13 protein-coding genes and 2 pseudogenes are annotated in these 12,660 nt (G+C 62.6%); 11 read left to right on the top strand and 4 right to left on the bottom strand.

All coding sequences use genetic code 11. The features are described 5' to 3' along the window. A pseudogene (locus tag GJ631_RS13180) lies at nucleotides 1-176 on the bottom strand (protoheme IX farnesyltransferase); the annotation flags it as partial. A gap of 98 nt (nucleotides 177-274) precedes the next feature. On the opposite strand from GJ631_RS13180, the gene coxB reads away from it, so the two are divergent. From coxB to GJ631_RS13130, 11 genes are all read left to right on the top strand, one after another. Then, entirely contained in the window at nucleotides 275-1,033 is a 759-nt protein-coding gene (coxB, locus tag GJ631_RS13175) for a cytochrome c oxidase subunit II (RefSeq protein WP_156709602.1), read from the top strand. Between the two features lie 118 nt (nucleotides 1,034-1,151). After that, nucleotides 1,152-2,027: a heme-copper oxidase subunit III gene (locus GJ631_RS13170; protein WP_156709601.1), complete on the top strand. Its 876-nt coding sequence runs from the start codon at nucleotides 1,152-1,154 to the stop codon at nucleotides 2,025-2,027. Nucleotides 2,028-2,199: 172 nt separating this feature from the next. Further along, complete coding sequence (locus GJ631_RS13165; RefSeq protein ID WP_156709600.1) at nucleotides 2,200-2,718, top strand: hypothetical protein; 519 nt, start codon at nucleotides 2,200-2,202, stop codon at nucleotides 2,716-2,718. A gap of 311 nt (nucleotides 2,719-3,029) precedes the next feature. Further along, nucleotides 3,030-4,397: a hypothetical protein gene (locus GJ631_RS13160; protein ID WP_156709599.1), complete on the top strand. Its 1,368-nt coding sequence runs from the start codon at nucleotides 3,030-3,032 to the stop codon at nucleotides 4,395-4,397. Nucleotides 4,398-4,400: 3 nt separating this feature from the next. Continuing rightward, nucleotides 4,401-4,679: a C2H2-type zinc finger protein gene (locus GJ631_RS13155; protein ID WP_197425054.1), complete on the top strand. Its 279-nt coding sequence runs from the start codon at nucleotides 4,401-4,403 to the stop codon at nucleotides 4,677-4,679. Nucleotides 4,680-4,730: 51 nt separating this feature from the next. Beyond that, the gene (locus GJ631_RS13150; protein ID WP_156709598.1) at nucleotides 4,731-5,144 is read left to right on the top strand and encodes a cox cluster protein; all 414 of its coding nucleotides are present in this window, start codon (nucleotides 4,731-4,733) and stop codon (nucleotides 5,142-5,144) included. Between the two features lie 32 nt (nucleotides 5,145-5,176). Beyond that, on the top strand, nucleotides 5,177-5,281 hold the full coding sequence (locus GJ631_RS19485; protein WP_370518672.1) for a DUF6684 family protein: 105 nt from the start codon (nucleotides 5,177-5,179) through the stop codon (nucleotides 5,279-5,281). Next, on the top strand, nucleotides 5,275-5,484 hold the full coding sequence (locus GJ631_RS13145) for a DUF6684 family protein (RefSeq protein WP_156709597.1): 210 nt from the start codon (nucleotides 5,275-5,277) through the stop codon (nucleotides 5,482-5,484). Before GJ631_RS19485 ends, GJ631_RS13145 begins: the two co-directional genes overlap by 7 nt. Nucleotides 5,485-5,611: 127 nt before the next feature. Then, nucleotides 5,612-7,414 carry a cytochrome c oxidase subunit I gene (gene ctaD / locus GJ631_RS13140; protein WP_156709596.1) on the top strand — a complete coding sequence of 601 codons (1,803 nt, stop codon included), beginning with the start codon at nucleotides 5,612-5,614 and terminating at the stop codon, nucleotides 7,412-7,414. Nucleotides 7,415-7,650: 236 nt separating this feature from the next. After that, nucleotides 7,651-7,920: a cox cluster protein gene (locus GJ631_RS13135; protein ID WP_370518671.1), complete on the top strand. Its 270-nt coding sequence runs from the start codon at nucleotides 7,651-7,653 to the stop codon at nucleotides 7,918-7,920. Between the two features lie 59 nt (nucleotides 7,921-7,979). Next, entirely contained in the window at nucleotides 7,980-8,375 is a 396-nt protein-coding gene (locus GJ631_RS13130; RefSeq protein ID WP_156709595.1) for a universal stress protein, read from the top strand. Nucleotides 8,376-8,382: 7 nt separating this feature from the next. Here the strand turns inward: GJ631_RS13130 and GJ631_RS13125 are convergent. The 3 genes and pseudogenes from GJ631_RS13125 to GJ631_RS13115 all read right to left on the bottom strand — a co-directional run bounded on the left by GJ631_RS13125 (nucleotide 8,383) and on the right by GJ631_RS13115 (nucleotide 12,646). Next, nucleotides 8,383-9,992 (bottom strand): annotated as a pseudogene (locus tag GJ631_RS13125) (long-chain-fatty-acid--CoA ligase). An 80-nt stretch (nucleotides 9,993-10,072) separates the two neighbouring features. Continuing rightward, nucleotides 10,073-11,770, bottom strand: a complete 1,698-nt coding sequence (locus tag GJ631_RS13120; RefSeq protein ID WP_156709594.1) for a methylmalonyl-CoA mutase — start codon at nucleotides 11,768-11,770, stop codon at nucleotides 10,073-10,075. A gap of 57 nt (nucleotides 11,771-11,827) precedes the next feature. Continuing rightward, nucleotides 11,828-12,646: a CBS domain-containing protein gene (locus GJ631_RS13115; protein ID WP_156709593.1), complete on the bottom strand. Its 819-nt coding sequence runs from the start codon at nucleotides 12,644-12,646 to the stop codon at nucleotides 11,828-11,830. Between the last annotated feature and the right edge of the window lie 14 nt (nucleotides 12,647-12,660).

Genomic DNA, 12,660 nt, shown 5'->3' with positions numbered 1-12,660 from the left:
CGGTGCAGTAACGCGACGAGAACCGCCGGATTCGAGAGGTCGCCACCGCAGAGCGGCCACCCCGAACACGCCGCGGCGGCGTCGGAGAGTGCGGCCGTCGCGCCGACCACGACGAGGACGTACACTCCGACGACGGCCGCCGCGAGCAGGGCGGTGATGGAAGGGCGGCGAGTCATACGGGAACCTTGGAGTGGTCGTACTTAGGCCCCGCGCTTCCGGGTCCCCGTACGGGAAGTCAGCAACTATTTAGTCCGGTGTTCCTAATCGGCCGGTAATGAGAGTCACGCGCACCGTCACGGCGGCGCTCGCCGGACTCGTGCTACTCGCCATCTCGGCCGACCCCGTGTTCGCACAGAGCCAAGGCGTAGAGCAGATAAACGACCTCAACGCGAAACTGCTCGCGGTCGCCATCCCCATCGCCGTCCTCGTCGAGGTAATCCTCATATACGCAGTGGTGAAGTTCAAGAACAACGACGACCCCCAGCCGACCCACGAGAACCGCCGGCTGGAGATTACGTGGACGGTGGCAACCGCCATCGTGCTGCTGTTCGTGGGCTTCGCCTCCTATCAGGTGCTCGCCGTCGAGGAAGTCGGGAACCCCATCGACAGCGAAGACCGCATCGAACCGCAGGTGTCCCAGGACCTCGAAGGCGCCGTCGGACCACTACAGTCCGAACAGAACGAGGCCGTAGAAATCGAAATCGAGGCGTTCCGCTACGGCTGGCGGGCGACCTACGAAGGGACCGACGTAACGACCAACAACGAGATACGCGTGCCAACGGACAGACCGGTGTACTTCCACATCACGTCGACCGACTGGCTCCACATGCTGTCGGTGCCGGACCTCGGTCTGAAGCAGACCGCCTTCCCCGGCGAGTACAACACCATCAAGACGATTCCAACCGAGCCCGGTGAACACCAGTTCTACTGTACGGAGTACTGCGGCATCGGCCACTCCCAGATGAACGGGAAGTTCGTCGTGATGGACGGCGACGACTACGACGAGTGGCTGGCGAACCAGCAGTCCGAGTAACGGTCCGTACGTTCTTTTCGGCCCTACCGGGTTTTCCTGTCGATAGCGACCGCCCCAGTTTCAGGGATAGCCGTCGGCTTTGGGAGGGTTTTTACCCCTCGACTCGAATGACCCGCGTATGAGTGTCGACCACGACGACGGACATCACGGTGGCCACGAACACCACCTGCCCGCGGTCGAGGACTGGCCCCGCGGCTTCGGTGAAGCCTCCTGGTGGCCGTTCATCACTGCCCTCGGCGGCGCTGGGTTCTACATCGGCGCGGCCCTGTTCGTCCTTGGACGCCCGGAGTATGGCATCGTTCCCCCGACCATCGGACCGGCCGCATTCGTCATCAGCACGTTCCTGTTCCTGACGGGCCTGTACGGCTGGCTGTATCACACCTTCATCGTCAACTTCTGGGAGGGCGAAGCCGACGACTTCGGATTCCCGTTGAAGCTCACGATGCTGTTGTTCCTCGGGACTGAGGTCGCGACGTTCGGCGCCGGCTTCGTGTACTACTTCTTCATCCGCGGTGGCGAAGTGTGGACCGAAGAGGCACTGCCCGAACTCGTCGTCTCCGGTGACGTTCTCAGCTCGCTCGTCATCATCAACACCCTCATCCTGATTGCCAGTTCGTTCACCATCCACTACGCCCACCACGCACTGCTGAAGGGCAACCGCCAACGCTTCGTTCGACTCCTCGGTGCGACGCTGTTCCTCGGACTCGTGTTCCTCGGCGGTCAGGTGTACGAGTACTACGAGTTCATCGTCCACGAGGGCTTCACCGTCACGCAGGGCGCCTACGGCTCCGCCTTCTACGGTCTGACCGGCCTCCACGGTCTGCACGTCTCCCTCGGTGCCGTCCTCATCGGCATCCTCTTCATCCGAGCGCTGTTCGGACACTACTCCGCCGAGAAACACGTCTCGGTGTCGACCGTCTCGATGTACTGGCACTTCGTCGACATCGTCTGGGTGTTCCTCGTCATCGTGCTGTACGCGGGTGCTATCGTCTGAGACGGCAACCTTCTACTGATTTGGTCGCTTTCAGCGGCCTTTATTTCGGACAAGAACCATCTCTCTGAGAATCATAGAGTTCTGACGAATCGTACTCCTTGACGCCTACATCAGAAATCATCTCAGAAATACCGGAGGAAGATTTTTTCACGAGCGCATTTAGTTGAGCGTCATGGGTATCGGTAATCCATTAGGGAGGGATGTCCTCGACCTCGTTGACCAGTGGATTCCTTCAGCGGAATATGACCACGAGAGGAAATACCAATCCGAACTGCAGGACTATCTTGACCAAGCCCTTAATCAACAGTCTGGTGGGCTTGGCCTTGGATTGGATGCTGGTGGAGGTAGCCACGTTGTCAGCACCGAACGAGGTACTTCGTATGGAGATGTAGTGGTGGATGACGAAGTTGGGATTGAACTGAAACGGAACTTCACAAACTCCCAGAAAAAGAAGTTACGTGGGCAATTGGAAGACTACGCAGACAACTACGATTACGTCATCGCCTGTGCTTGTGGGATTGAAGATATGGATGGGTGGAGGGAGCTTGAGAACAAGTTCATCGACCGTAACCGAGGAATGATGGACATGACTCAATTCGCGTTCGTAATCAAACGGCGTGAGGATATGGGAAAGAATGCCGATTCTAGAGATGACGATGGAGGCCTGTTAGGCGGTGGGGGATTGTTCTGATATGATAATCAGGATGTCGCCGGTTCGCTGGCAGTCGCCGGACTCACGATTGCTATTCTCATAATTGCCCAACCATTGAGTGGCACAATGTGGAGCATCTCATTGAACTGGGTCGGGGCTGCGATTGTCGCTATTGGTGGCCTCTCTGTTTTAGCGTCGTAATTCTCGACGATATCAGTGGTATGTAGTGATATCGTTCCAGTCGGTGGGGTAAACTCGGGGTTTCAGATTCCCCTCATGGCTTTGGTCCATCCATCGAACGACCCGCCGATTCCGGAAGGTTCTCCGGTCCCCGACGACTACCGACGACAATGACCGCCCGTCGTCGTTTGGCGTTCACGCTGGTCGGCGTTCTCCTCGGCGTCGTGGGAACCGCCGGCGCTCACGGCGCCGGCTTGGCGAGCGCCTCCGGGCGGAGTCTCGCCGTGCCGACGTGGCTGTTCTTGCTCACCGGCGGCGGCGTCATCGGCGCGTCGTTCCTGCTCGCGTCGTTCGTCACCGACCGGGCGTTCATCCGCCGCGTCCACGGCTGGCGACGCGCCGTCGCCCTTCCAGCGCTTCGAGTGCTTACCGGCGTCGGGCGAGTCGTCGGCGTCGTCGGCCTCCTGTTCGTCCTGGTGGTCGGCTTCGTTGGTCCGCAGGAGTCACTGTACAACGCCGCCATCCTCGTCGTCTGGGCGGGGTGGTGGTCCGGATACGCGATGACCACCTACCTCGTCGGGAACACCTGGCCCGTTCTCAACCCGTGGCGCTCGATAGCCACCGTTTTGCCCTCGTTGGACCGGCCGTACCCCGACCGACTGGACGCGTGGCCGAGCGTCGTCGGCCTGCTCGCGTTGATTTGGCTGGAGGTCGTCAGCCCCGTCGCCGACCAACCACGGTTCCTCGCGAGCATCGTCGCCGGCTACACCGTCATCACGCTGGCCGGTGCGGTCGTCTTCGGCGAGGAGACGTGGTTCGAGACCGTCGACCCGGTGTCACGGGTGTTCCGGTACTTCGGTCGCGTCGCGCCGCTATACGCCGACGACGGGGTCAGCGTTCGGCTGCCGGGGGCGGGGTTGAGCGAGGCGAAACTCGTCACCTCCCGAGCGGAGGTGGCCTTCGTCGTCGCGGTGCTGTGGGTGACGACCTACGACGGCCTCGTCGCGACGCCGCTGTGGCGCCGCTATGCGGTCGCGGTCGTCGAAGGCGGCGTCCCGCCGAACCTCCTGTACGCCGCCGCGCTCGTCGTCGGCTATCTCGTCTTCCTCGGCATCTACCGGGCAGCGGCGAAAGCCAGCAAGCGACGCGCCCGGACGTACGTCCCCGTCGAGGACCTCGCCTATCGGTTCGCGCCGCCGCTCGTCGCCATCGCCGCCGGCTACCACGTCGCGCACTTCCTCGGGTACTTCCTCGAGCTGTCGCCGACGCTGCTCGGGACGCTCACCGCGCCGCTGTCGCCGCCGGAGCCGGTCGCGCTTCTCTTGCCGGCGTGGTTCGGCGGCCTCGAACTGTCGTTCGTCATTCTGGGACACCTGTTGGCCATCTGGGTCGCCCACGCCGCCGCATACGATATCTTCCCCGGGAAATTGCAGGCCATCCGAAGCCAGTACGCCACCACGGCGGCGATGGTGTGTTACACAATCGTCAGCCTCTGGATAGTCTCTCAACCGTACGCGGTTCCGCCGTACGTCTCCTGACCGATGACCGAACACACCCACCCTCGACAGACGCCACCGTCGGACCCGCCCGAGGAGCCAGCCACCTGTTCGTACTGCGGTGAGAAGTTCGTCGACGAACAGTTGCTCGCGCTCCACCGCGGCATCGAACACGAGCCCCGACTCTCCGAGGCGGAGGCCGACGCCTATCGCGCGGCCCGCGACGCCGAACGCGAGGACGTCCGGCTGTTCCGACTGAAGGCACTGGCCGCGCTGCTGTTCATCTACTTCGGATTCATCTTCGTGTACGCGTTCGTCGTGTGAGTGCGAGCGAGACACCGACGGTCCTTTGTCTCGGCAGTTCCTACACCGAGTATGGAAGCGGAATCGGAACCAGAGACTGAATCGGCGCTCTCCGAGCAGTACGCCAAGTCCAGTCCGTGGCCGGTCGTCGTGGCGCTGGGACTCGTCATCAGTGAGATTGGCATCCTGTTCGGGCTCTACCCCGTCGCCATCGCGGGGCTGGTCATGTTCGCCGGCAGCGTCTCGGGTATCGTCCACGAAGCTGGCTACGTGGCGAGTCCGTGGCGTCTGCTGGCCGGGATGGGCGTCGCACTCGTCGTCGTCGGTCTCGCCTTGGTTTCGACGCAGGTCGACGGCGGCGTGTCGGCGTACGTCGCCCAGACCAGCGTCGAAAACGGCGTCACGCTTCGCGGTTTCACCATCGCGGCGACGGGCGCCATCGTCGCCGTCGCTGGCCTCGTCGTTCCCCGCGTCGCGAATCAGTAACCTCTTTGTATCCGTGTTCGAATTCACGGCCAATGAGTAACCGCACGTTCGACCGGGAAACGCTGCTGGACCTGTCGGTCAACGTTATCCCCCTCGCGATACTCGCGTTCTTCGTCATCGTGTACGGCGTATGGTGATTATCCCCAACGACCCGCTCGTTCTGTTCGTTCAGATGTCGATTATCATCGTCACGGGCATCGCCCTGACGCTGTTGACGTACTTCTCCGGGAAGGCCATCGCGGGCTCGGAGACGGAAGACGAGATACCGCCGGGATACTCCCCCGAGGACGCGGAAGCCGCACCGGACCCGGAGGCCGAGTCGGTCTCCGACGACGCCTAACGCGACCATCGTTCTACGCTTCGGGTTTTCCGTTGGGAGCCACAGCCTCGGTCGGAAAACCAACGGCAGTGGCGGCGGCAAGCGCAAGCTTTCTTTACCAGTAGTCCTACTCCATCCATAGAGACACATGGCTGCAGAACAGCTTGCGCTGACGGTTCTCATGGGGGTGCTCCTCATCGGGGTGTTCGCCCTCGTCGCCCGCATGGAGAACTGGCGCACGTACACTCCGCTCGCCAGTGGTGAAGCCGCTGGTGCGGCGGGTCACGGACACAAACCACCGGGAATCACCCGCTGGCTGACCACGGTCGACCACAAAGACATCGGCATCCTCTACGGCACCTACGGCGTCATCGCCTTCATCTGGGGTGGCGTCGCCGTGATGCTCATGCGCATCGAGTTGACGACGCCGGGAACGGCGTTCCTCGAACCCTCGATGTACAACGCGCTGCTGACGAGTCACGGCATCACGATGCTGTTCCTGTTCGGGACGCCCATCATCGCGGCGTTCTCGAACTACTTCGTGCCGCTGCTCATCGGCGCCGACGACATGGCGTTCCCGCGCATCAACGCCATCGCCTTCTGGCTGTTGCCGCCGGGGGCGTTGCTCATCTGGGCCGGGTTCTTCTTCATCCCGTTCGGTGTCGGCATCGGTCCCGCAGAAACCTCGTGGACGATGTACGCGCCGCTGTCCATCGAGCAGACCAACCCGGGTGTCGACCTGATGTTGCTCGGGTTACACCTCACCGGCGTCTCGGCGACGATGGGGGCTATCAACTTCATCGCGACCATCTTCACCGAGCGCGGTGACGACGTGACGTGGGCAAACCTCGACATCTTCTCGTGGACCATCCTCACCCAGTCGGGGCTCATCCTCTTTGCGTTCCCGCTTCTGGGGAGCGCGCTCATCATGCTGCTGCTCGACCGTAACTTCGGGACGACGTTCTTCGCCATCGAAGGCGGCGGCCCAATCCTCTGGCAGCACCTCTTCTGGTTCTTCGGCCACCCCGAGGTGTACATCCTCGTCCTCCCGATGATGGGTATCGTCTCGTGGGTGCTCCCGAAGTTCGCCGGCCGGAAACTGTTCGGCTTCAAGTTCGTCGTCTACTCGACGCTCGCCATCGGTGTCCTCTCGTTCGGCGTGTGGGCCCACCACATGTTCGGCTCGGGAATGGACCCCCGTATCCGGGCGTCGTTCATGGCGACCTCACTCGCCATCGCGATACCATCGGCAGTGAAGACGTTCAACTGGATTACGACGCTGTGGAACGGTGAGGTGCGGCTGACCGCACCGATGCTGTTCTGTCTCGGCTTCGTCTCGAACTTCGTGTTGGGCGGCATCACCGGCGTCTTCCTCGCGGCGATTCCGGTGAACCTCCTGCTCCACGAGACGTACTACGTCGTCGGCCACTTCCACTACGTCGTCATGGGGATGATTGCCTTCGCCGGCTTCGGCGGCGTCTACTACTGGTTCCCCATCGTCACCGGGAAGATGTACCAGCGCACGCTGGCGAAGTGGCACTTCTGGCTGTCGATGATTGGCGTCAACATCACGTTCTTCGCGATGTTGGTGCTCGGCTACCTCGAGATGCCGCGTCGCTACGCCACCTACGAGTTCGACCCCGTGTTGGCGCCGCTGGCACAGGTCCAGTTGCTCCACCAGGCCGCGACCGTCGGCGCGTTCCTCATCGCCATCGGGACGGTCATCTGGCTGTGGAACATCGTCCAGTCGTGGCTCGAAGGCCCCGAAGTCACCGACCCCGACCCCTGGAACACCAAGGAGTACGGCCTCCACGGCCGTGAGTTCGCGTGGTTCGAGGACCGACTCTCGACGGAGGGCAAACTCGCGACGACGGACGGTGGCGAAGAAGACGTCGCGGCCGACGGTGGCGAGGAAGTCGCCACCGACGGCGGCAACGATGTCGACGAATAGCTGAGAGACGCGTTTTTTCGGTTCGTTCGCTCCGTCAGATAGACGTGAGGACGAGAATCAGTCCGGTCGCAGCCATCAACACGGCGACGCCGACGAGGACGACGAGCAGATACTCCTTTTCGGTGAACTGACGGGATGTTTCGGCCATACCCCCAGTTAGGAGCAGACCGGCAAAAGGGTTTCAGAAGCATCGTCGTTTCACAAAACTAATCGCCCGGCCCACCCTACCGGCACCTGTGACGGACACGAACGGGCAGACCGCTCGCGGTGGCAACCGCATCATCATCGCGCTGTATTTCATCGTCGTCGCCGTCGCCGGACTGATGGGCGGCGTCATCGGAAGCATCGGCCTTCGGGACCTCGAAGCCGTCTCGTTTCTCGGGATAATCACCTTCCAGCCGACGCCGTTCGGACTCGCGATGTTCGGGATGTTGACCATCGGAACGATGCTCGGCGTGTTGCTGTTGCTCGTCGTCTTCGTCTCCCGGCGCTACGCGGACGGCTGAACGGAGCGACCGATTCGGGAAGGGAAAGCACTTACTTCAGCACCACCGACCGCAAACCGATGTATCACGTCGTCGTCGGTGTCGCCACGGCGGACGAACAGTTACCGCACAAGGTCGAGGCCGTCACGGAGCTGCCGGCCTCGGCCGGGGAACTCCGCGTGACGCTCGTCCACGTCCACGACGGCGAGGCGCCGGTCGAAGCGATTCCAGCCGTCGAGGAGGCAGTGGAATCCTTCGCGGCGACCGATATCGACGCCGAAATCCACGGCGTCGTCGACGACGACGCCCCGCGCGGACTGGTCGAGGCGGCCGCGGCGCTGGATGCCGACCTGCTCTGTATCGGCGGTCGGCGCCGCTCGCCGGCCGGAAAGCGGCAGTTGAAACCCGGTGCACAGGAAGTGTTGTTGCACGCCGACCAGCCCGTGGTCGTCGCTGGACAACTCGGGTCGGAGTGAGGTAGCGTTACCCCTGTCCGACCATCCGGTCTTCGTCGTCCCACTCCTCCGTTCGGAGTTCGTACTTCTGGACTTTGCCGGTCGCCGTCGTCGGGAGTTCCTCGACGAACTCGATTCGACGGACCGTCTTGTAACTCGCGAGGTGTTCGCGAGTGAACGCGACGAGTTCGTCGCTGGTGATACCGGGGTTCTCGGGGTCACCGTTGGCCGGAACGACGAACGCCTTCGGCGTCTCACCCCACTCGTCGCTCGGCGAGGGGATGACGGCCACGTCGTCGACCGCCTCGTGTTCGAACAGCGTGTCCTCCAGTTCGATGCTGGAGATGTTCTCGCCGCCGGAGATGATGATGTCCTTCTTGCGGTCCTGAATCGAAATCATCCCGTGTTCGTCGATGGTGGCGAGGTCGCCCATGTGGTAATACCCCTCGATGCGGTCGGAGAAGGCCTCCTCGGTCGCCTCGGGGTTCTCCCAGTACCCCTCCATCACCTGATTCCCTCGAACGACGATTTCGCCGATGGAGTTGCCGTCCCGAGCCACGTCGTTGCCATCCTCGTCGACGACACGGACTTCAGTGCCGAGATAGCCGATACCCTGTTTCTTCTTCACCGCGAACCGGTCGGCGGAGTCGTCGTCGAACAGCCGCCGAGCGTCGGAGGTGGTGATGAGCGGCCCCGTCTCGGTCGCGCCGTAGACGTGTTTGAGATACCAGCCGAACTCGTCTTCGACGGTCCGGATGGTGGCTTCCGGCGGTGCGCTGCCGGCGGTCGCGACCCGAACGTCGTTTGCGCCGGCCGTCGTGGGGTCGTTCTCCTCGTAGTAGCTCATCAGTTGATTGAGGACGGTCGGTGCCGCACACAGATACGACACGTCCTCGGTCGTGATGGCGTCGAAGATGCCGCCGGCGTCGACGCCGCGCGTACAGACGTGTTTCGCACCGATGCCCGTGACTGCGTAGATGTGCCCCCAGCCGTTGACGTGGAACATCGGCAGCGTCCACAGGTAGATGTCGTCGTCGGTGAGTTCCTGGTGGATGGTTATCAGATGGGCGTGAATCGTCTCCGAGCGGTGGGTTCGCATCACGCCCTTCGGGTCGCCCGTCGTCCCCGAGGTGTAGTTGATGGTGATGACCTCGTCTTCGGCCATCTCCGGGCGGTCGAAGGCGCCGTCGTTGTCGAGCCACGATTCGAAGTCGTCCACTCGCCGTCGACGGCGTCGGGGTCGTTCGTGACGAACAACTCGGTCGAGACGTCGTCTCGAATCGCCTCGATTTTCTCGGCGTACTCGTAGTCGGCGAACACCGCTTTCACGCCGGCGTCCTCGAGGATGTACTCGAAGTCCGACGGGGTGAGTCGGTAGTTCAGCGGCGTGTGGACCGCCCCGATTTGCATCGACCCGTAGGCCGCCTCCAGATGGAAGTGGGTGTTCGGGTCGAGGACGGCGACGCGGTCGCCCTTCTCGACGCCGCGAGCCTGCAGTGCGGCCGAAAACCGGTCCGCGCGGTCGCCCAGCTCGGCGTAGCTGTAGCGTTCGCCGGTCGTCGCGACCACCGCCTCCTCGTCTGCGTAGTGGTTGCGTGCACGGTCGAGGAAGTCCGTCACCAGCAGTGGCTTGTGCATACACAACTCCTTACAACGAGTCGAACGTTAATTGTTCGGTAACTGTCCCACACAGCGGGATTCGGCGTCGTGACCCTCCCTCAAGCGAGGCCGATTTTTTCCTGGTAGGCGCCGTAGTGCTCCTCGAAGACCTCCATAATCTCGCCCATCGTCACGTAGGCTTTCACCGCGTCGATGATGTAGGGCATCACGTTCTCGCCGTCGTCGATGGCATCGGAGAGCGCCTCGAGCGTCGCCTCGACTTCGGCGTCGTCGCGTTCCTCCTTGGTACGCTCCAGTCGGTCGAGTTGCCGGTCCCGCGTCTCGGGGTCGATTTTCAGGATGTCGGGGTCCGGTTCCTCGTCGATGGTGTACTGATTGACGCCGACGACGACCTCCTCGCCGGCGTCGACGCGTTTCTGGTACTCGTAGGAGGCGTCCTGAATCTCCCGATGGAAGTATCCCTGCTCGATACCCTCGAGGACGCCGTCGCGCACGGACCCCTCACCGATGTCGCGTATCTCCTCGATGTACTCCATGATTTCGGCCTCCATCTCGTCGGTGAGTGTCTCGATGGCGAAACTGCCGCCCATCGGGTCGACGATGTCGGCGGCGCCCGATTCCTCGGCGATTATCTGCTGGGTCCGAAGCGCCACCCGAACCGCTTCCTCGCTCGGCAGGGCGAGTGCCTCGTCGTAGCTGTTGGTGTGCAGCGACTGGGTGCCGCCGAGGACACCGGCCAGCGCCTGAATCGTCGTCCGGACGACGTTGTTCAGTGGCTGTTGGGCCGTCAGCGATTGTCCCGCCGTCTGGGTGTGGAACTTCAGGCGTTTCGACTCGTCGGCCTCGGCGCCGTACCAATCGGCCATCACGCGGGCGTACACGCGGCGGGAGGCGCGGAACTTCGCGACTTCCTCGAAGATGGAGTTGTGAGAGTTGAAGAAGAAGGACAGCAGCGGCGCGAACTCGTCGATTTCGAGGCCGCGGTCCAGACAGTCCTCGACGTAGGCGAAGCCGTTGGCGAGCGTGAACGCCGCCTCCTGGGCGGCGGTCGACCCCGCCTCGCGGATGTGATACCCCGACACCGAAATCGGATGGAACTTCGGCGTCTCCTCGACGGCGAACTCGACGGTGTCGGTGACGACGTCGAGGGAGGGTTCCGGCGGGATGACCCACTCCTTCTGGGCGATGAACTCCTTGAGCATGTCGTTCTGGAGGGTGCCGCGGACCTCCTTTCGGTCGACGCCCTGCTGGTCGGCCAACGCGATGTACATCGCGTAGATAACGGCCGCACTGGGGTTGATGGTGAAACTCGTCGAGATTTCGCTGATGTCGATGCCGTCGAACAGCACCTCCATGTCCCGAAGCGTGTCGACGGCGACACCCTCCTTGCCGACCTCGCCCTCGCTCATCGGGTGGTCCGAATCGATACCCATCAGCGTCGGCATGTCGAAGGCCGTCGACAGGCCCGTCTGGCCCTCGTCGATGAGGTAGTGGAACCGCTCGTTGGTTTCCTCGGCGGTGCCGAAGCCGGCGAACTGCCGCATCGTCCACGTTCGACCGCGGTACATCGTCGGGTATGGCCCTCGGGTGTACGGCGGTTCGCCCGGGTAGCCGAGGTCCTCATCGTAGTCGATGTCCGCGACGTCCTCGGGGGTGTACAGTCGGTCGACCTCGTGGTTGGAGACGGTGACGAACTCGTCTTTCCGCTCTCCCTTCTCCAGGAACGGCTCAAGCGTCTCGGATTCCCAGCGCTCACGCTCGGCGCGTATCTCCGCTAAATCCTCCTCGTCGAACATACACCCGTTTCGGTAGGCGCAAGTATGAAGGTTGGCGTCGAACCGGGGGTCGTCGGCTTACTCCGGTTCCTGGAGTCGCTTCGTCGTCTCGACGAGGGGGTGGTGTGCGTAATCGACCTCCTGGATGTCGGAGATGGAGTTCAGGTTCGACTTCCGTGCGGTTTCGGCCATCCCGAGACTGACGCGTTCGTCCAACACGATGACGTAGGCGTCCATCTCCTCGATGTCGAGGCGGTCGGCTGCCTTCACCCGGTGGTGGCCATCGGCGAGGAGCAGCTGTCCGCCGTTGTCGATGACCACGAGCGGTTCGGCGAGTCCGTTTTCGAGTTCGTAGGACCGACCTTCGAGTTCGTCGGTGTACACCTTCGTCTGTGTCGGCGTCAAGTCGGAGAGTTTCACGGTTCGGCGCTCCTCGCTCGTGCCGACGCCGTGGATGCTTTCCAGCGTCTGCTGGAGTTTGCCGACCTTCTCCGGCGTCGCACGCTCGATTTGGGAGCGGATTACATCCGCATTCGAGATGATGCCGACGAGGTTGCCGGCGTCGTCGACGACCGGAAGCCGCTGGATGCCCGACCGGAGGATGACGCGCGCGGCGTCGGTAATCTTCATCTCCGGATGCGCGACGATGATGTCCTGGGTCATCACCTTGAAAATCGGGTCGGAGTCCCCGGCCAACAGCAAATCGCGCGCACTGATGAACCCCTCGACGTGGCGGCCGTCACACACCGGAAAGCCACTGTGTGCGTCGCTGTCGGCGATTCGTTTCGACACCTCGAGGACCGTATCGTCGGGGGAGACTGTCGCCACGTCGCGAGTCATGTAGTCTTTCACTCGCGGTTTGTCCTGGTACAGCGTGTTCTCGGGGTCATCGGCCATTACCCGGAGTGTAG

It is taken from the genome of Natronomonas sp. CBA1123 (assembly GCF_009741925.1).
In the GTDB taxonomy this organism is placed as follows: Archaea; Halobacteriota; Halobacteria; order Halobacteriales; family Haloarculaceae; genus Natronomonas.
The sequence above is the reverse complement of the archived record's forward strand: the minus strand, read 5'-3'. Positions and strand labels throughout refer to the sequence as shown.